The organism is Microcystis wesenbergii NRERC-220 (assembly GCF_032027425.1).
Lineage (GTDB): Bacteria > Cyanobacteriota > Cyanobacteriia > Cyanobacteriales > Microcystaceae > Microcystis > Microcystis wesenbergii_A.
In genome coordinates this window covers 1439316-1459407 of the sequence record NZ_JAVSJA010000001.1, presented here as the reverse complement: position 1 = coordinate 1459407, position 20092 = coordinate 1439316, and the positions used below count along the sequence as shown (strand labels likewise).

19 protein-coding genes are annotated in these 20092 nt (G+C 43.9%); 14 read left to right on the top strand and 5 right to left on the bottom strand.

What is annotated here, in order from left to right; translation table 11 throughout:
* Positions 1-18: 18 nt before the first annotated feature.
* Positions 19-1617 (top strand): EcoAI/FtnUII family type I restriction enzme subunit R, encoded by a 1599-nt coding sequence (gene hsdR, locus RAM70_RS07075; RefSeq protein WP_312675834.1) that lies wholly within the window; start codon positions 19-21, stop codon positions 1615-1617.
* Between the two features lie 81 nt (positions 1618-1698).
* On the top strand, positions 1699-2109 hold the full coding sequence (locus tag RAM70_RS07070) for a VOC family protein (protein WP_046660786.1): 411 nt from the start codon (positions 1699-1701) through the stop codon (positions 2107-2109).
* Here RAM70_RS07070 and RAM70_RS07065 read toward each other — a convergent pair.
* Positions 2076-3260: a class I SAM-dependent rRNA methyltransferase gene (locus RAM70_RS07065; protein ID WP_312672982.1), complete on the bottom strand. Its 1185-nt coding sequence runs from the start codon at positions 3258-3260 to the stop codon at positions 2076-2078. The two genes, RAM70_RS07070 and RAM70_RS07065, sit on opposite strands and share 34 nt — an antisense overlap.
* Positions 3261-3370: 110 nt before the next feature.
* Here RAM70_RS07065 and RAM70_RS07060 point away from each other — a divergent pair, with 110 nt between their 5' ends.
* The 6 genes from RAM70_RS07060 to dnaG all read left to right on the top strand — a co-directional run bounded on the left by RAM70_RS07060 (position 3371) and on the right by dnaG (position 9375).
* Entirely contained in the window at positions 3371-3511 is a 141-nt protein-coding gene (locus tag RAM70_RS07060) for a hypothetical protein (RefSeq protein WP_287998916.1), read from the top strand.
* Complete coding sequence (locus tag RAM70_RS07055) at positions 3495-4289, top strand: MlaE family lipid ABC transporter permease subunit (RefSeq protein ID WP_312672980.1); 795 nt, start codon at positions 3495-3497, stop codon at positions 4287-4289. Before RAM70_RS07060 ends, RAM70_RS07055 begins: the two co-directional genes overlap by 17 nt.
* Positions 4290-4476: 187 nt before the next feature.
* Positions 4477-5043 carry a photosystem I assembly protein Ycf4 gene (locus tag RAM70_RS07050; protein WP_190380722.1) on the top strand — a complete coding sequence of 189 codons (567 nt, stop codon included), beginning with the start codon at positions 4477-4479 and terminating at the stop codon, positions 5041-5043.
* A 28-nt stretch (positions 5044-5071) separates the two neighbouring features.
* Positions 5072-5809 carry a peptidylprolyl isomerase gene (locus RAM70_RS07045; RefSeq protein WP_312672978.1) on the top strand — a complete coding sequence of 246 codons (738 nt, stop codon included), beginning with the start codon at positions 5072-5074 and terminating at the stop codon, positions 5807-5809.
* A gap of 126 nt (positions 5810-5935) precedes the next feature.
* Entirely contained in the window at positions 5936-7060 is a 1125-nt protein-coding gene (locus RAM70_RS07040) for a beta-ketoacyl-ACP synthase (protein ID WP_045359768.1), read from the top strand.
* A gap of 368 nt (positions 7061-7428) precedes the next feature.
* Positions 7429-9375: a DNA primase gene (gene dnaG, locus RAM70_RS07035; protein ID WP_045359765.1), complete on the top strand. Its 1947-nt coding sequence runs from the start codon at positions 7429-7431 to the stop codon at positions 9373-9375.
* Positions 9376-9387: 12 nt separating this feature from the next.
* On the opposite strand, the gene RAM70_RS07030 is transcribed toward dnaG, so the two are convergent.
* The 3 genes from RAM70_RS07030 to RAM70_RS07020 all read right to left on the bottom strand — a co-directional run bounded on the left by RAM70_RS07030 (position 9388) and on the right by RAM70_RS07020 (position 13100).
* Positions 9388-10626: a glycosyltransferase family protein gene (locus RAM70_RS07030; RefSeq protein WP_045359763.1), complete on the bottom strand. Its 1239-nt coding sequence runs from the start codon at positions 10624-10626 to the stop codon at positions 9388-9390.
* Positions 10627-10786: 160 nt separating this feature from the next.
* Positions 10787-11947, bottom strand: coding sequence for a nucleotidyltransferase family protein (locus RAM70_RS07025; RefSeq protein WP_045359762.1), 1161 nt, complete (start codon positions 11945-11947; stop codon positions 10787-10789).
* 853 nt (positions 11948-12800) lie between these two features.
* Entirely contained in the window at positions 12801-13100 is a 300-nt protein-coding gene (locus RAM70_RS07020) for a small RNA NsiR4-regulated ssr1528 family protein (RefSeq protein ID WP_045359761.1), read from the bottom strand.
* A gap of 20 nt (positions 13101-13120) precedes the next feature.
* On the opposite strand from RAM70_RS07020, the gene RAM70_RS07015 reads away from it, so the two are divergent.
* The 6 genes from RAM70_RS07015 to shc all read left to right on the top strand — a co-directional run bounded on the left by RAM70_RS07015 (position 13121) and on the right by shc (position 18904).
* Entirely contained in the window at positions 13121-13609 is a 489-nt protein-coding gene (locus tag RAM70_RS07015; protein WP_002783352.1) for a BlaI/MecI/CopY family transcriptional regulator, read from the top strand.
* Positions 13609-14457 (top strand): M56 family metallopeptidase, encoded by an 849-nt coding sequence (locus RAM70_RS07010; RefSeq protein WP_287998929.1) that lies wholly within the window; start codon positions 13609-13611, stop codon positions 14455-14457. The genes RAM70_RS07015 and RAM70_RS07010 overlap by 1 nt, the downstream gene beginning before the upstream one ends.
* A gap of 2 nt (positions 14458-14459) precedes the next feature.
* A complete protein-coding gene (bcp, locus tag RAM70_RS07005; RefSeq protein ID WP_272076858.1) occupies positions 14460-14927 on the top strand; it encodes a thioredoxin-dependent thiol peroxidase in 468 nt (155 codons plus the stop codon).
* Between the two features lie 156 nt (positions 14928-15083).
* On the top strand, positions 15084-15881 hold the full coding sequence (rpsB, locus tag RAM70_RS07000) for a 30S ribosomal protein S2 (protein WP_004162676.1): 798 nt from the start codon (positions 15084-15086) through the stop codon (positions 15879-15881).
* Positions 15882-15997: 116 nt separating this feature from the next.
* Positions 15998-16753, top strand: a complete 756-nt coding sequence (tsf, locus tag RAM70_RS06995) for a translation elongation factor Ts (RefSeq protein WP_045359756.1) — start codon at positions 15998-16000, stop codon at positions 16751-16753.
* A gap of 243 nt (positions 16754-16996) precedes the next feature.
* Complete coding sequence (shc, locus tag RAM70_RS06990; protein WP_312672967.1) at positions 16997-18904, top strand: squalene--hopene cyclase; 1908 nt, start codon at positions 16997-16999, stop codon at positions 18902-18904.
* 486 nt (positions 18905-19390) lie between these two features.
* Here shc and RAM70_RS06985 read toward each other — a convergent pair whose 3' ends face one another.
* Positions 19391-20077, bottom strand: coding sequence for a sugar transferase (locus RAM70_RS06985; protein WP_072024852.1), 687 nt, complete (start codon positions 20075-20077; stop codon positions 19391-19393).
* Positions 20078-20092 lie beyond the last annotated feature (15 nt).

The window sequence follows — 20092 nt, the reverse complement described above, 5'->3', positions numbered from 1 at the left end:
GAAGATGCCCTCGTTCGGATCGAACCGAAGAACATCCAGAAAACAAAGAAAGTCCCTAAAAACGGCAGCGTCTTTTTTTCGATCTTTCAAACCTTTATGACCCAAAACGGCGAGGAACTAGCCCCTAACTTCCTCGAATACGCTCCCGACTTTTTCGACTTGGTGATCGTGGATGAATGTCATCGGGGCGGGGCCAACGACGAAAGCACTTGGCGAAAAATCCTCGAATACTTCGCCCCTGCTGTACAACTGGGATTAACCGCCACCCCGAAACGGGATCTCAACGGCGACACCTACAAATATTTCGGCGAACCCCTCTACACCTATTCCCTGAAAGAAGGCATTAACGAGGGCTACCTAACCCCCTTTAAGGTGGTTGAATTCACCACCAGCCTCGACGAGTACCAATATGATCCCGACGATGAACTGATCGAGGGCGATCTCGACGAAAACAAGGTTTATACTGAATCCGACTTTAACCGGATTATCGAGATCGAGGAACGGGAACGCCAACGGGTAAAAATTTTTATGGAGGCGATCGACCAAAACGAGAAAACCCTAGTTTTCTGCGCCAATCAAGACCACGCCCTAGCCATTCGCGATCTGATCAATCAAATGGCCATCAGCAGCGATCCTAACTACTGCGCTCGCGTTACCGCCAACGATGGCAGCTTGGGAGAAACCCACTTAAAAAAGTTTCAAGATAACGAGAAAAGGCTCCCCACCATCCTCACCACCTCTCGCAAACTCTCCACTGGGGTGGATGCTAGAAACCTGAGAAATATCGTTCTACTGCGTCCAGTCAAATCGATGATCGAGTTCAAACAGATTATCGGCCGGGGGACGCGCCTTTTTGATAATAAGGACTATTTCACTATCTACGATTTTGTTAAAGCCCACGAAAACTTTAACGATCCCGAATGGGACGGGGAACCGCAGGAACCCGTCGTCATCGATCCGAGGCCGCGCCCCAAACCACCTGACGCGATCGAATATCCTCTCGACGAGCCAGATCCTCTGCCGATACGTCAGAAAATTAAAATCAAACTGGCCGACGGCAAGGAACGAGAACTGGAACACATCCAGAAAACAACTTTCTGGAATGCTGACGGAAAACCGATCTCGGCCGAGGAGTTTATCCAGCAGCTTTTCGGGGATATTCCCGATCTTTTTCAAGATGAAGCGGAATTGCGCCATCTCTGGAGCCGACCCGACACCCGCAAATCCCTGCTAACTGGACTCGCGGAAAAAGGCTACGGCGAGGAACAGCTACAGGCGATCGCCCGGATCACCAACACGGAAAACAGTGATATTTACGATGTCCTGACCTATATCGCCTACGCAGCCAGACCCCTGACCAGAGAAGAGCGGGTAATCAAGCACAAAGATTTAATTTTCTCGAAATATACGGGAAAACAACGGGAGTTTCTGGACTTTATTCTTGATCAGTATATTCGCTCTGGCGTTGGCGAGCTTGACCGGGAGAAATTGCCAAAACTGATCGAGATTAAATATCACACCATTAACGAGGCGATCTCCCAATTGGGAGAAATTCAAGAAATTAGCGGGGTATTTATGAGTTTTCAGGCTTATCTTTACTGGTCAGACGCGGCCTAATCCCCCCTGCCACCCCATCACTAAACTTTCCCCAGCCATTGTTTACTGTTTACTGATCACTGAAAAAGCTTGCCAACCCCGATGAATAACCCCCCCGATAGTCCATTCAATTACACAGAGGCTTTTATTGCCCTAGGAACGAGTAATTTCGATCGCTCGGTGCAGTTTTATCGTCAACTGTTGCAGCAGGAACCAAGCCCCTACCTTGCCGCCGTTTATGCGGAATTTAGGCTGATTAACCTTAAATTAGGTCTTTTTTGCCCTAAAGAGTCCCACAGAGAGGAATTTGGCGATTCTCGGGGCAGTGGCATGAGCATTTGTTTCGAGGTGGAGAGTCTCGAAAAAGCGATCGAGCATTGGAGCGAAATCGGCTATGGTGCTAGGGGAGAAATTAGCCAAGCTTCCCACGGTTCGGAAATCTACATCTATGATCCCGATGGTAATCGTTTAATTTTCCATCAATCCACCGCTAAAACCAATCCTTTCAGGTAGGAACCTTCCGAGTGATAGATACTGGTGGGATGGTCCGCCGGTTGGCTTAAACGTGCTAAAATTCGCACTGGGCGAGCCGATTCAATGGCGGCAGCCATGACAGCCCCCTGAAAATGTTCTTCGTTAACCACTTGGGAACAGGAAAAGGTGAAAATAAGACCTTGGGGGCGAATTTTCTGGAAAGCTTGCTGATTTAATCTTTTATAAGCCATAACCGCCTGATGACGGGATTGGATACTTTTGGCAAAAGCGGGGGGATCGAGGACAATCAGATCGTAATCCTCCTGACAGTCGCGCAGAAAGTTAAAAACATCGGCGCTGTAGGATTGATGGGGAACTTGACTGAGATTATTCAGGGCGATATTTTTTTCGGTAAGATCGATCGCACCGTGGGAACTATCAACGGAATCGACTAGGGCAGCCCCCGCTTGCATAGCATAGACAGAAAAGCCGCCAGAATAAGAAAAAGTGTTTAAAACCCGTTTATTATGGCAATATTGGGCTAATAAAGCTCTGTTTTCTCTTTGATCGAGGAAAAATCCCGTTTTTTGTCCTTTTTCCCAATCAATAATAAAGCGATGGCCGGATTCTAACACCTCATCGCTGGTTTTTTGACCAAATAAGTATTTATTCTCGGATATATGGGCGCTTTTCGCCAAAACTGCGGCACTTTTATCGTAAACTGCCCGTAAATTGTCAGCGTAGATAGTTTTCAGACAATCGACAATCAGATCGAGACGTTGGTATAAAGCTAGGGAATAAGCTTGAATAACCGCCGTGCCATTGTACCAATCGACGATTAAACTAGGTAAACCGTCTCCTTCAGCGTTAATTAAACGATAACAGTTAGTTTTCGGGTTATCCACTAAACCGATTTGTTGCCGCAGCTGATAGGCATTCTGGAATTTTTCGAGAAATAATTGAGCAATATCGCTGACTTTTTGGAAAGAAAGAATTTTAACGGCAATATTGCTAGGATTATACAGTCCAGTGGCTAGATATTCGCCTCGATCGCTATAAACCTCAACGATAGCACCCTCTTTGACTTCCCCCTCCATCTCTTTAATCGCCCCAGAAAATATCCAAGGATGGAATCGTTTAACAGCATCAATTTTATGGTTTCTCAGGATAATTTTCGCTAAATCTGGCATGGATAAAGAATCAGGGTTGATAGCTGACGGCTACTAGATAATTCTATTATCCCCTGCCCGCAGCACAAAACCATGGTTTGTTATCCCTCGATCGAGTGGCATCAAAGCACATGAGTAGAAAACGGGTTTCTCCGAGAAACCCGTTTTCTGTTTCTGTGCGTTACTCAACGGATTTAGTATCAGAGGGAATTCTCGCCTATAATAAGTTAAATTTTCGCGATATTCCCTCGACAAATGCCAAGAAAAAGTGATGCTGCCGGTGGTTTAAGTTTATGGTTTCAGCGTTTGGGGGCTGCCAGTTTGTTAGCGGGACAAACTTTTTTACATATTCTTAATGGCAAAATCCACCGGCGTAATACTCTGGAACAAATGAGTATTGTGGGGCCAGAATCCTTGACAATTGCCCTAATTACTGCTGCTTTTGTGGGTATGGTTTTCACTATTCAGGTAGCCAGAGAATTTATTTTTTTTGGGGCGGGTAGTTTTGTTGGGGGAGTTCTTTCCTTGGCTTTAACAAGAGAATTAGCCCCGGTTTTAACTGCGGTGGTGGTGGCGGGGAGAGTTGGCTCGGCTTTTGCCGCCGAAATTGGTACAATGCGAGTAACAGAACAAATTGACGCTTTATATATTTTAAAAACCGATCCGATCGATTATTTGGTCATTCCCCGGGTGATTGCCTGTAGTTTAATGTTACCGCTGCTCACTATTATCTCTTTAGTCACAGGGCTACTGGGGGGTTTATTTATTTCCGATAGTCTTTACGGCATTTCCTATTCTCTATTCTTACAATCAGCCCAAAATTTTCTGGAAACATGGGATTTAATTAGTTCTATGTTAAAGTCGCTAATTTTTGGGGTTTTAATTGCCATTATCGGCTGCAGTTGGGGTTTAACCACCACCGGCGGTGCTAAAGGAGTTGGTCAATCTACTACCACGGCTGTGGTAACTTCTTTATTAGCGATTTTTGTGGCTAATTTTTTCCTCTCTTGGCTGATGTTTCAAGGTACAGGTAATGTGGAAATCGGTTAATTAGTCACGGCACAAGTGGGACTGATTGAGAATAGAGAAACTGATAAGCTAAGACGTATTTAAACCGCTTATTCTTAGATTAGCCGAATCTCCCCCCCCTGCCCTAGGGCCGTTGGGGAAGTGGGGAGCGGGGGAGTGGGGAGAAAAAAGCTGGTAAAATGACTCTAGGCAACCTTAAAAACAATTCATGAAAGCGCAAACAACAAGTAAAGATAGCCTAATCCTACGGCAAGAAGTAGTGGGTTCCCGTCGCCCTAGTAACTATTTTTGGGCTGTAATCGTCTCTATTGGCGGTCTAGGGTTTCTCCTCGCTGGTCTTTCCAGTTATTTGAAGGTCAATCTACTTCTCGTTAGCGATACCAGTGCCTTACAATTTATTCCCCAAGGAGTCGCCCTCCTCTTTTATGGTACTGCGGGGACTCTTTTAGCCATCTATCTCTGGTTATCTCTCCTCTGGAATGTCGGAGGTGGTTACAACGAGTTTAATAAGGAAACCGGCAAAGTTAAAATCTTTCGTTGGGGCTACCCTGGCAAAAATCGCCGCATCGATCTCGATTGGCCCCTGGAAGATGTGCAAGCTGTGCGGGCCGAAGTGCGAGAAGGACTCAACCCGAAACGGGAACTATTCCTGCGGATTAAACAGCGTCGCGATATCCCTTTAACTCGCGTCGGTGATCCTATGTCCCTCTCGGAATTGGAAAATCAAGGGGCAGAACTCGCTCGTTTTCTGGAAATTCCTCTAGAGGGATTGTAGTCCTTTTTTCGCTCTTTTTGGCTATAAAATGATGAAGATAAGAAAATCTTGCTGGCTGTCTGTGGTTTGTGTTTTTTTAATCACAACGACGACACTTTTCGGCTGTTCTTCCCCAGAAGCTAACTCCACCCCCGATAATTCTATTATCATCGAAAACCCTAAATCTGCCAGTTCGGGCAGTGTCAACATGGATAATTACAAACCCCGCTTAGATGGAACTGCCGTGGTCGAGATGATCATCAAAGGTAAACCGGTAACGATCGAAATTGATGGCAATGCGGCCCCAATTACTGCTGGTAACTTTGTGGATCTGGTGGAGAGAGGTTTTTATAATGGTTTAACTTTCCATCGCGTGGTTACAGAACCGCAGCCTTTTGTCGCCCAAGGGGGTGATCCCCAAGGTCGCGGAACTGGTGGTTTTGTCGATCCGAAAACCAAGCAATCCCGTTATGTTCCCCTGGAAATTCTCCTCAAAGACGAAAAAGAGCCGATTTATGGGCAAGCAATCGGTCAACAGTCCACGGCCCGCACTCCCATCGTCGCTTTACCCCATAAACGCGGTGCGATCGCAATGGCCCGTTCTCAACAGCCTAATTCCGCTTCTTCTCAGTTTTATTTTGCCCTGTCGGATATCAATTTCCTCGATGGTGATTATGCCGTTTTTGGTTATGTAACTGAGGGAATGGAAGTGATCGATACGATCAAACAAGGGGATAAAATTGACTCGGCCAAAGTTGTTTCTGGTGCGGAAAACCTGAAAAAATAGCGATCGGGTTGGGTGGGACCAGGCGACAATAATTTAATCTTCGCCGTCCCCCCCCCAATCATTTAATATTCCGATAACTGATAACTGATAACTGATAACTGATAACTGATACCTGATAACTGATAAATGAATGTTGTGGTGACGGGAATTGGGTTGATCAGTTCTCTGGGAAATTTAAGTCAGAGTTGGCAAAGATTACTAGAGGGCAAAACCGGTATAACTAGGCAACAACCCTTTTCTGATTTACCCGCTTTACCCCTGGGTTTAATCGGTCACAAACCGGCATTTTTAGAGGATTTAACCAAAATTGCCCTGATTGCTGCCCTCAAAGATGCGAAATTAACCCCTCCCTTAAAGGATTGTGGTGTCACTATCGGTTCTAGTCGTGGTTGTCAGGGTTTATGGGAACGGATGGCAGCGACGGGAATAGTAGAAAACTGGTTAGATAGTTTACCCGATCGCGCCTCGGTATTGACCGCTAGATTGATAGAAACCGGCGCCCCAGTGTTAGCACCCATGGCGGCCTGTGCCACGGCTATCTGGTCGATCGCCCAGGGTGTAGAATTAATCAAAATGGGAGAATGCGATCGAGTTTTAGTCGGGGCGATCGAAACTCCGATCACTCCCTTAACTTTGGTGGGATTTGAACAGATTGGAGCTTTGGCGAAAACGGGCTGTTATCCTTTTGATAGAGCTAGAGAGGGCTTAGTTTTGGGCGAAGGTGGCGCAATTTTAGTCCTTGAATCGGAAGAACTGGCTTTAAGCAGAAATGCCCCCATCTACGGGCAGATTTTGGGCTATGGTTTTAGCTGTGATGCCGATCATGTTAGCGCCCCGGCGGTGAATAATCGTAGTGCTACCAAAGCCATAGAACTATGTTTGCACAGAAGTCAATTAAGAAAAGATGAAATTAATTACATTCACGCCCACGGCACTAGCACGCGTTTAAACGATGAACGGGAGGCAAACCTGATCGCCAGCATTTTTGGCTCGCAAGTGGCTGTAAGCTCGACAAAAGGCGCAACAGGACACACTTTAGGGGCTTCAGGGGCATTAGGTGTGGCTTTTTGTTTAATGGCTCTCAAAAATCAGCTAATTCCCCCCTGTGTCGGTGTGCGCCAGTCGCCTTTTCAATTAAATTTAGCTAGATCGGCTGTTAATTTTTCCCCGCACAATTGTCTCTGTCTTAGTTTCGGGTTCGGAGGACAAAATGCAGCCATCGCAGTGGGGAAGTTGTTCAGTGATCAGTAACCAGTTCTTTCCTTGCCCGTCTCTGCATTTCTTTTTAACAAAACTTAACAATTATGGGCGAAATTTTGCTTGTTTTTGTCGGGAGATTTTGAGATAATATTTTTAAAGGATTTTATTCACAATGGGAGTATTTGAATCCAGCAAAATTTGCAAAGATTCCCATTATGAGAAAAGCATAGCACAAGCCGCCGCCAAAGTCAAGTCCTTTCTTATTACTTATGGGTGCGAATTTCCAGGAGTCAAAAAGGGCCTTAGTGGGGGTGCTAGGTGTTGGGGAGATTTTTCAGTGATCAGCTTTAGTACTGCTCACTTAATATATACTGCTCACTTAAAACTCACATCTGACTCCTGACTGCTGATAACTGATTATGGATACACCGCGACTACATCCGGACACGATCGAAGAAGTTAAACAAAGAATTGATATTGTGGATTTAATTTCCGAGAGAGTCGTCCTCAAAAAAAGGGGAAGGGAATACGTTGGTTTATGTCCTTTTCACGAGGAAAAATCCCCCAGTTTTACGGTTAGTCCTGCCAAACAAATGTATTACTGTTTTGGCTGTGGTGCGGGGGGAAACGGGATTAAATTTTTCATGGAAGTGGGGAAACAATCTTTTAGTGAGGTGGTTTTCGATCTCGCTAGAAGGTATCAAATCCCGATTAAAACTCTAGCAGTAGAACAGCGTCAGGAATTAGAACAGAAATTATCCCTCAAGGAACAATTATACGAAATAATGGCCGTAGCGGTGAGTTTTTATCAACACGCCCTTAGTCAACCCCAAGGGGAAAAAGCGTTAGATTATCTTAAGGTACAACGACAACTAACCCCAGAAACTATCGCAACTTTTCAACTGGGATATTCTCCGGAAGGTTGGGAAACGCTCTATCGTTATTTGGTGGAACAAAAGCGCTATCCTGTGGCTTTAGTGGAACAAGCAGGATTAATTAAAGCGCGTCAAAATGGTAGTGGTTATTACGATCAATTTCGAGATCGTTTAATGATTCCTATTTTTGATAGTCAAGGACGTGCGATCGCTTTTGGTAGTCGTACTTTAGGTAATGAGCAGCCAAAGTATCTAAATTCTCCCGATACTCCTCTATTTGAAAAGGGAAAAACTCTCTTTGCTCTCGATCGAGCTAAACAGGCAATTATTCAGCAAGATTTAGCGATAGTTGTGGAGGGTTATTTTGATGCGATCGCTCTCCATGCTGCCGGTATTACTAATGTGGTTGCCTGTTTAGGAACAGCTTTAAGTCAAGAGCAAATTAAACTACTTTTGCGCTACAGTGAAAGTAAACAAATAATCTTTAATTTTGATGCCGATCAAGCGGGAATTAAAGCAACACAAAGAGCGATCGAGGAAATTAACTCTCTAGTTTATTCGGGACAAGTTAACCTAAAAATCCTCAATCTTCCCGATGGTAAAGATGCCGATGAATTTCTTAAATCTCGTGCTGACGGGTACCACGGATTCGACAAGCTCACCGCCCATAGTTATCGAGAATTAATCGAAAAATCTCCTTTTTGGATTGATTGGCAAATCTCGCAAATGTTAGTTAATAAAGATTTAAAACAGGGACTACATTTTCAACAAGTGTCTAGTAGTATGATCAGTTTACTGCAAAAGTTAATCGACGGCAATCAACGGACTTTTTACCTAGATTATTGTGCTGAAATTTTGGCTCAAAAAGATGCCGCTCGTTTGCCATATATTTTAAAAAATCTCTCAAAGCAAGTTAATAAACCTCGGTTCGACGAAGCTCACCGTCCACGGTTCGACGCATTTCGACAAGCTCAATCGCCAGCAATTAAAAGGAAAAATATCCTAGATAAATCCGAAAAAAACGGCTCAGAAAAAGCCGAATGGTTACTATTACTAATCTATCTCCATTCTCCCGAATATCGGAGGCTCATTTGTGAACTTTTGGATGAAAAAGATTTAATTTTTAATCTCCCTGATTATCGTTGGTTATGGCAAGTAATTCTAGAGTTAGAAACCCAAATTACTAACCAAAGAGATTTGATGTCAGCTTTACAGAATCATTTATTGATGATCACCGCAGACAAAAATCGTGATTTTAATTCTTTATTTCACTTAAATGAACATACCAGTCAGCAAATTTTGCAGCCAGAAGAACAGATAAAAAATGCTATTATAGCTATGGAAAAAATTAGTTTAATGGAATATCGTCGCTACTGTCAAGAACAATTAATTAATGCTCTCGACAGCAATCAACGGGAATTTTATCAGCAGGAATTCTATCAAACTGTTAATAAATTAATCGAAATTGATCCTCACTACCAACAAGCTTAATTCTCTGATTGATTAGAAACTAGACAGTTGTTCGGCAATAATAAATACTAACTTATCCACTGCTCCTGCTTGCCCGCGCACTGCCCGCAATTTTTGCCGGATAGCCTCTAATTGTTGGGGATTTTCTAACCAGGATATAACTATATTTGCCACTTCTTCTGGTTGTAATTCCCCCAATAATTCCGGAACAATTTCTGCACCGGCCCAAATATTTGGCCAGGCATATAAACGCTTTTTCCGCAACATATAGAGATTAATTATCTTAGCAAATAAAGACCCCACCCCCGGCAGTTGGGCTAATAAACCGGGTAAACCGTCCCAAGTCCGCATCGCGTCTAGTTGCTGAGTCGGTAGTAAAATAATCATCGGGATTGCCAGCGCTCCTAATTCGGCAGTATTAGCACCCACCGTCGTTAAAGCTAAATGACAGCGAGAAAGCTGGTTATGGGCGGGAAAATCGGTAATTAGGTCAACTTTTACCCCCTTAGCTGTTTCTAGATAGGGTTTTTCACCGTTTTTTAATTGGGCAGCACTCCAACCGGTTTTAGTGATCATCGGATTATAGCTAGGATCGGCAAATTTCGCCAAATAAGCTAAATTTAGGGTAGGAGCGACAGGAATTAAAAATTTAGTCTGGGGATTCTGCGCGTGTATCTTTTCGGCAATGGCTAGGGTTAGGGGTACACCCTGGGCTAATTTCGAGGGTTTGGAACCCGGGAGGAGTGCAATTAAGGTAGCATCATCGGGGGTGATAGCAGTGGGCAAATCTACCATTAAATCGCCGATAACAGTAAATTTATGCTGATATTGTTGGGGAATATTATTTAATACACTTGTATTCATCACGGCAAAGCGATCGATCCCCCGATACCAACGCGCTTCCCATTCCCCATAGATAACGGTGCGATAACCCAAACGTTTACCGATGGTGAGGGCAAAAAATTGATCGCCCCCTAAAAATAAAACGATGCCCTTGGGGTGCCAATCCCAATTATCGGCGGTTTTTCCCCAGAAAAGAAAATTAAAGAAGTTTTCTGGCGACTGGACTCGATCGACCTCTGGATATTTCCTAACTACTTCCGTTTCCGCCCCCATAGAATGAGTACAAGGGGAAAGAATCACCGAAATCCGCAACAGCGATCGATCTTCTGTTAAGTTTTGTCGCAATCTCTTGACAACTGGACGCACCCATGTAGATATTTCTCCAGGACCATTAGAGAGAATGAGAAGATCAACAGGAGAATCAAACATGATAAGTAGTCGTGCAAAATTAATGTCTTGGTTAGGATAGGCAAAAGGCAAAAGGCAAAAGGCAAAAGGCAAAAGGCACTCATGCAAGGAGTGGTTAGATATGTGTAATTAATTTTGCTTAGGTACTTATCAAGTAAAAAGTTCCCTGTTGGGGTGTTGCCTACTTGCTATTGAATAAAGAACGAATTGCCTGATGTTTAGGGTGATCAAATTCTGGGGGAACCTTGCGGGTATCGGTAATCAACCAATCCAAGGCTGCCGCTTCCACATCGATCGCCGCGCCGGTTTTATCAACACAATAGCGCCCAAAGACCAACTTATCGACCAAACGCGCCCCTGGACCGAGGCGAGAATATTCAAAAATAACGCTATTATCCACCGTCGCGCCGCCACAAATCCAACAATTGGGGCCAATCATACTCGGACCGACAATTTTCGCCCCGTCTTCAATGCGCGTCATTGCCCCGATATACACAGGTCCGGTGATATCGACTTTATCCCAGTTTACCCCCACATTTAAGCCCGTGTAGATGCCCGGTTTGACTTCGATGCCGGGGATAGCAACATTTTTAATTTCCCTGGATAACACCCCGCGAATTGCCTGCCAGTAGTCGGGGACTTTACCGATATCCACCCATTCAAAATCCATGTTTAAAGCGTAGAAAGGCGCACCTTTAGCGACTAATTCGGGGAATAATTCGCCCCCGATGTCGTATTTACTATTAGGGGGAATAAAATCAATGATTTCTGGCTCAAAAATATAGATACCCGTGTTAATGCAGGTACTTAAAGCTTCATCGATGGCTGGTTTTTCTTGGAAACTGAGAATCCTTCCCTCCTCGTCGCTAACTACCACCCCATAACTGGATACTTCCTCTCTGGGGACGGTTTTGGTGACGATAGTGGCGATCGCTCCTTTTTCTCGATGCCATTTAACGGCTGCGGTTAAATCGAGATCGATCAGCGCATCACCACAGAGAACCACAAAAGTATCGTCAAAAAAGGGATTAAAATCTTGAATTCGTCGTAAACCGCCCGCCGATCCCAGGGCATCACCGATTAACTCGCCCTCTTCGATTCTACCCTCAAAAGAATAGCCGATATGCACCCCAAAACGCTGACCATCGCGGAAATAACTCTCAATTTCTTCGGCTAAATGACTGACATTGACCATGATCTGATCAAAGCCATGCTGTCGCAACAGTTCCAACAAAAACTCCATCACCGGCTTTTGTAAAATCGGGATCAGCGGTTTGGGAATCGTATGGGTAATCGGACGCACGCGAGTTCCTTTGCCAGCCGCCAAAATCATGGCTTTCATTGATGTTTATTTCCTTTTGCGATCGAGGTTTGTAATTAAATCATGCCTAGTGTATCATTATCGGCTCGGAATCAGTAGTTATCGATCCTCTTGGGGGTACCTCGAAAAATAGATTTACTTCAGCGTTGCACCGCCTGAAACCCTGATCAAACCTTGGTTTATTCTCAATTAGTGCGAAGATTTTCTCAATAAGTCCAATTGATCGAGCTACCCCTTAGTAATTGATAACGGAAAAAAAGTCAGAGATTTAACCCAGATTACACTGATGGACAAAATTAACAAATCAACTTTGCTGTAACTCATACTACTCAGTCCTCTAGGCTAAGATGATCAAAAAAACGCAAGTTTTTAAATTGATGGGCAAAAAAAGTTTAATTTTAGGCAATAACCAAGACGTTAAGTACCTAAGCAAAATTAATTACACATATCTAACCCCCCCTTGCCTCTTGCCTTTTGCCTTTTGCCTTTCTTCACTAGGAAATTTATTTTGCACGACTACTTATGTCTAGGCTACCTCGAAAAATCGAATTTTGAGGGACGGAGAGCCTTGTTAGTTGTTGAAAATTATTCCCTCTTCATCAATGTAGATCAAGGAGATTTCCTCGACCAACACTTTGTTAACAAAATCTTTTATTCGAGGTGTCCTTGAGCATTAGATTAACCTAGACTCCCTGCCTAATTTCCCCAACAATCCGGTTAACCGCAAGCAGTCTAGGCGAAAAATGGTGAGCAAAAATTTGACTACTTGAGATATAGCGTTTTTCAGTCTGCTGAGGTACAAAAGTTATGGGTTTTAGGCAAAAGGCAAGAGGCAAAAGTCAAAAGGGAAGAAAAATATGTGTACCTCACTAGCTTAGGAAACGCTATAGTAAAAAGCGATTTCTTTCTCCTTGAGAGGGGCAAAATCGGCGGCTAACAACAGCTGATTTAATTCTTCTTGGGGGATATGTTTGGCCCCGATGCGGACAATTCGCGATCTCATCGTGTTCGAAACCCCGCTTCTTTGTCGTCCTGCTTCCAAACCCATTACCCGGTGATAAAGTTCCAATTTTGCCGGTGGAATCGGGGAACCATCAAAATCAATACCATTAGCGATCGCCACATCGATGGCATCAGCACCCGTAGTCGTGGTTAAATTAGTTTCGGTGGACATAAAGACAATATAAAGGATCGTTGCTATTTTATCAGGCGATCGATATCCGCCGCTATGATCAGGAAAGTAATCTTCATTTCTGTGTAACTATGGCTCAATTGCCCACCTATCAACCAAAACAGTTATCCCTAGGCCCCCTAGAAGCGGAAATTCTCAATATTGTCTGGGAATTGGAAACCGTCAGCGTTAAGGATGTCCACGATCGCATTTTAGCCGATCCAGAACGGGATCTGGCCTATACTTCTGTGACTACGGTACTGCGTCGTTTAACTAATAAAGGCTGGTTAAGTTGTTATAAACAGGGTCGGATTTTCTACTGGAAACCGATGGTTTCTAAGGAACAAGCACAGGCAATTAAAGCCTACGAACAATTACATCGTTTTTTGGCTATTGGTAATGCGGATGTGGTGGCTTCTTTTGCCGATAGTCTCGATACTGCTAGTGTCGAACAATTAAAAGCGATCGCATCTCGTTTAGATACCCTGCGTCAACAACGGAGAGAACGCTAATGCACGGTTCAATGTTATTACTAGCATTAACTATCGCCATTGGTTTACGTTGTTTTTTGCCCAGCTATCAGCGTCGTTGGCAGACAACGCTATTTTTCTTTCTCTTTCCTCCTTTGCTGCTGTTAATGACAGTTATATCGGTGGTTTGTATGGGCTATGGCGGGCAAATGTTGGGCTATAACTCCAGTTTAATTAGTTACTTTAGTGCTATAATCTGGCTAGTTTTTGCTATATTCTGTCTGATAAAACTCTCCTATCAAACTTGGCAAACCCATCGGGATTTTAGCAGTTATCCCCTCAAAAAAATCACCACTCAGAAGGCGAGAGTTTTAGCAGTGGATTTTCCCTACAGTGCCAGAGTTGGCTTCTGGAAGTCGGAATTAATTGTAACCCAAGGATTATTAAATCTCTTAGATCAAGAACATTTACAAGCAGTTTTAGCCCACGAACAAGCTCACCAAGAATATCATGACACTTTCTGGTTTTTCTGGTTAGGTTGGCTGCGATCAATGTCTTCTTGGCTGCCCAATAGTGAGAATTTATGGTCAGAATTGGTCTTCTTGCGGGAATTGCGCGCCGATAAGTACGCTTCCGGACAAGTGGATTATTTACTATTAGCTGAATCGCTGCTTTTAGTAGCAGAAAAAGTTAATCAAGTAGCGGAAATAAATTTCTCTGATAGTTGCTGTGTTGCTCTGAGTGATAATTCTTTAAATAATCGCTTATTAGAGAGAATCGATGCTTTAGTCGAGTCAGAAAAACCAGAATTTCCTGGATTTAACTATCAAGTCTGGCTCTTGCTTTCCCTCTCCCTCGCGCCTTTCTTACTCTTGCCTTTACACTCCTAAAAATGACCCTAGAAGTTGGACAAAAAGCCCCGGAATTTGCCACCCCCAACCAAAGGGGCGAAATTAGCAAATTAGCAGATTTTGCCGGTCAATGGTTGGTATTATATTTTTATCCCAAAGATAACACTCCGGGCTGCAGCACAGAAGCGATCGATTTTACCGCTTTGTCGCCGCAATTTCAGCAATTAAACGCGGTAATTTTGGGAGTTAGTCCCGATTCAGCCAAGTCCCACTGTCGTTTTATTGAAAAACACAATTTAACTATTCAATTATTGAGCGATACCGAACATCAACTGGCGGAAATTTATCAAGTCTGGGGATTAAAAAAATTTATGGGTAAGGAATATATGGGGATTAAACGATCCACTTTCCTGATCGACCCCCAGGGAAATATTGCCTATATTTGGTCAAATGTCAAGGTAAAAGCCCACGCAGAAGCAGTTTTGAAAAAACTTGAGGAATTGCAGTAGCAAGCCCTCAGTACCCAATATTTACGGGTAGGCAATCGCGCCCTTTCGTGTTAGACTAGAAAAGTTGTCAAAAATCGCACATCTAGGCGATCGGGTGTTTCTAGGAATCTAGAAATCCAGCCCTAGATGGAGGATAAACCCGAAAAGGAGAAAAATATGCCCGTTGTCTCTCTCGCAGAATTGCTAGAGTCTGGGGTTCACTTTGGCCATCAAACGCGCCGTTGGAACCCGAAAATGTCTCAGTACATCTACACTGCCCGGAATGGGGTTCATATCATTGATTTGGTGCAAACTGCCCAATTAATCGAAGAAGCTTACGAATTTGTCCGAGGAGAAGCCGATCGCGGTAAACGCTTTTTATTCATCGGTACGAAACGGCAAGCGGCAGCAATCATTAAACAGGAAGCTTTACGCAGCGGTAGCCACTTCGTTAACCAACGCTGGTTAGGGGGAATGTTAACCAACTGGGAAACCATTCGCGGCCGGGTAGAAAGACTCAAAGAATTAGAAGAATTAGAAAATAGCGGCGCCCTCGATAAACGACCGAAAAAAGAAGCATCGGTACTGCGTCGGGAATTGGGCAAACTGGAAAAATACCTCGGTGGCATTAAAACCATGCGCCGGCTGCCGGATTTAGTCGTCGTAGTGGATCAGCGTCGGGAATACAACGCTATCCAAGAATGCCAAAAATTGGGCATTCCCATCATCTCCCTCTTGGATACTAACTGCGATCCTGACTTGGTAGATGTGCCGATTCCCGCCAACGATGACGCAATTCGCTCAGTCAAACTGATTTTAGGCAAAATTAGCGATGCGATCATCGAAGGTCGTCGCGGTGGTCAAGCAGCGGTGGAAGAATACGAGGAAGACTACGATAATGAAACCGAGTACGAGGAAGAAGGTGATTATTCCCAATACGCCGCCGAATTTGCCAGTGGAGACGACGATAACTAGGGAAAATTAGCTATTGATCGCAGCTAGGTTCGGGGGGAAACTTTCCGAGCCTATCGAGCGGTCAAACCTGCCCCTCTCGTGGCATGATCAATTATAAGCAGTAGGTTAAGAATATTATGGCGGAAATTACAGCACAACAGGTTAAAGAACTTAGGGAAAAGACCGGCGCCGGCATGATGGATTGTAAGAGGGCGCTGACGGAAAACGCGGGGGATATAACCAAAGCGATCGAATGGTTGCGTCAAAAAGGGATTACTTCCGCCGAGAAAAAAGCTAGTCGGGTAGCGGCAGAAGGGATGATCGGCAGTTACATCCACACCGGCAGCCGCATCGGTGTTTTAGTAGAAGTGAACTGTGAAACCGATTTTGTCGCCCGTCGCGAGGAGTTCAAAAAATTGGTTAATGACGTGGCGATGCAGATTGCCGCTTGTCCTAACGTCGAATATGTAAAAGTGGCCGATATTCCCGCCGAAATCGCCGCCAAAGAAAAAGAAATTGAGATGGGACGGGACGATTTAGCCAATAAACCCGATAATATCAAAGAAAAAATCGTGGCCGGCCGCATTGAAAAACGTTTGAAAGAACTTTCTCTGCTCGATCAACCCTTTATCCGCGACCAGAACATCAGTATTGAGGAGTTGATTAAACAAGCGATCGCCGCTTTGGGAGAAAATATTCAGGTGCGTCGTTTCCAACGCTTTGTACTAGGTGAGGGGATCGAGAAAGAAGAAACGGATTTCGCCGCCGAAGTAGCCGCCCAAATGGGACAAAAAGCCCCGGAACCTGTAGCAGCAGCCCCGCAAGTGGAGGAAAAAGCCCCGGAACCGGCAGCGAAGGATAATCCGCCCGCTAAAGGCAAAAAGAAAAAGTAAGTTAAATGAAGATCAATCTGGTGGGGTGCGAGTTTCGTACCCCTTTTGTCTTCAGGGGAGTGGGGGTACTTAATCAGTTATCAGTAATCAGTCAAAAGAAAAAAGAAATTGGCAACCAAAGCAAATTCCTTGACTGGATTCCTTGGGAACAAAAGCCTATCTTTTACCTACTTATTAAAAACTTTGTAAATAAGATTATCTTATTTGTACTCGTGGTCTCTAGAGGTTGTCGAACGGAAAAAAATGCAGATTCAGGACAAAATCACCGAAATAGCCGCTAAAACAGCGAAAGCGATCGAACTTTCTCAGAATTATTTACTTTCTACCCAATACTCTGAGGGTTACTGGTGGGCAGAATTAGAATCTAATGTCACCATCACCTCAGAAGCAATTTTACTGCACAAAATCTGGAAAACTGACAAAAAACGCCCCCTAGACAAAGCAGCCACCTATCTGCGTCAGCAACAGTGTCCTAACGGCGCTTGGGAGTTATTTTATGGCGATGGTGGCGATCTTAGCACCACTGTGGAAGCCTACATGGGGCTGCGACTATTGGGAATTCCCGTTAATGATCCTGCTTTAGAAAAAGCTAGAGAATTTATCTTAGCTAAAGGTGGCATCAGCAAAACCCGCATTTTCACCAAAATGCACCTCGCTTTGATTGGTTGTTACGATTGGCAGGGGGTTCCCTCTATCCCCGCTTGGATTATGCTACTGCCGGAAAATTTCCCTTTTACTATCTATGAAATGTCCAGTTGGGCGCGGGGAAGTACGGTTCCTTTATTAATTGTTTTTGACAAAAAACCCGTGTATAAAATGGGTTTTAATCTCGATGAACTCTATACAGAAGGGGTGAATAATGTCAAGTATGAGTTACCAAAAAATAACGATTGGGCAGATGTTTTTCTCTGGTTAGATGGGCTGTTTAAATGGGCAGAAAAAACTGATTTAGTTCCCTTCCGTCAAGAAAGTCTGAAAGCGGCGGAAAAATGGGTAATTGAACGACAGGAAGACCCAGGCGATTGGGGGGGAATTATCCCAGCGATGTTAAATTCTCTGTTAGCTTTAAAAGCCCTAGGTTATGATGTTTACGATCCGATTGTTGCCCGCGGTTTAAAAGCGGTGGATAATTTTGCCATTCAGACGGATAATACCTATTGTGTACAGCCCTGTGTGTCGCCGGTTTGGGATACGGCTTGGGTAATTCGAGCGCTAATTGAATCCGGGCTAAATCCCGCTCATCCAGCTATGATTAAAGCGGGACAATGGTTAATCGATCAACAAATTCTTGATTATGGCGATTGGGCGATTAAAAATAAAATTGGAACCCCCGGGGGTTGGGCTTTTGAATTTGATAATCGCTGGTATCCCGATTTAGACGATTCGGCAGTGGTGGTGATGGCTTTAGAGTTAATTAAAATGCCCGATGAAAATATTAAAAAAGGTGTGATGAAACGGGCAGTTAATTGGATGGCTACTATGCAGTGTAAAGCTGGTGGTTGGGGAGCTTTTGACATCGATAACGATCAAAACTGGCTTAATTCTTTGCCATATTCCGATCTAAAAGCAATGATCGATCCTAATACGGCTGATGTTACTGCCAGAGTTCTAGAAATGTTAGGCACTTGTGATGTTAACATGGAGGAAAATCGAGTTAAAAAAGCTTTGGATTATCTGGAGAAAGAACAGGAAGCTGATGGTAGTTGGTTTGGTCGCTGGGGTGTAAATTATATTTATGGAACCAGTGGGGCGTTATCTGCTTTTGCTTTTCTGGAACCGAATAAATATCGCCATCAATTGCAAAAAGGAGCCAATTGGTTAAGCAGTTGTCAAAATGTTGATGGTGGTTGGGGTGAAACCTGTTTTAGTTACAATAACCCTAAATTTAAAGGACAGGGAAATAGTACCGCTTCCCAAACTGCTTGGGCATTAATCGGTTTATTAGCCGTCGGGAAAGTCACAGGCAATTATCAGCGAGAAGTGATTGAAAAGGGCGTTAACTATCTTCTTGTTACCCAAAAAGAAAATGGTACATGGGATGAAGATTACTTCACCGGTACAGGTTTTCCCTGTCATTTTTACCTGAAATATCATTTCTATCAGCAGTATTTTCCTCTACTGGCTTTGGGGCGTTATCGGGCTTTGATTTAGTCTGTTAACCTATTAATTTTTGTTTAAAACTATTGCGTTAAGACAGGAAATAAGCCTAACTGTCTAACGCATTTTTTGTGACTAACTAGAGCTGGCTGAATAGGTCCCCAGAGCGAATCTATAAGCCACACAACTGGCAAAATGGTAGTTTCGTCCCTTAGTTTCTGAATTTTATCCGGCGAGGGAAGAGCGAAAGTGCAAGGGTTTTGAGTCCCTCAGATCGATTTCTCAACGTTTGTTTCTGGCACTTTTTTAGCAAGGTTTCCACTGATATTCAGCCAGCCCTATAGCGGTAAGCGCTTGAGTGAGATACAGACCAAGCTTTGCCTAGCATGGTTTATAGCTTGTGACACTGTACCTAATACGACTGCACACCGCTATAAGCTAGTGAGGTACACATATTTTTCTTCCCTTTTGACTTTTGCCTCTTGCCTTTTGCCTAAAACCCATAACTTTTGTACCTCAGCAGACTGAAAAACGCTATATTTAGCAGGCACCTTTTCCGCTTAAAACGACGGTGATGGTGCGCCAAATCAGATAAAGATCGTATTTAATTGACCATTTATGTTGATAATCTAAATCCATCTGCACTACTTCTTCAAAATTATTCACCTGTGAACGTCCTTTTACCTGCCATTCTCCAGTTAACCCCGGTTTAACTCGCAGACGCAGCCAATGATATTGATTGTATTTTCTCACTTCCTCGGTGGTGGGGGGACGGGTTCCGACTAAACTCATCTCCCCTTTTAAAACATTCCAAAATTGCGGAAATTCATCTAAGCTAGAGCGTCGGAGAAACTTGCCGAATTTAGTGATTCTGGGGTCGTTGTGATTTTTAAAAATATGTCCGTTAGCTTGATTTGTCACTAGATGTTGTTTTTTTTCCGCATCCACCTCCATGGAACGAAATTTCCAGATCATAAAAGGTTTTCCCTGTAATCCACAGCGTAGCTGACGATAGAAAATTGGGCCTGGACTATCAAGCTGCAGGACAATCGCAATCGCTGGTGTTAACATTGCCGTCACCAGTAACCCGATTATTGCCCCGATAATATCGATAAGACGCTTGCGCGGACAAAAAACGGAGGGATGAATAGATTCATCGAGAAAAAGGCCCCTTAGTGAGGAGCGAGAGGAGGAAGTGCTAGTTAAGAGCTTAAAGGAAAAATTCATAATTAGCTGTGCGAT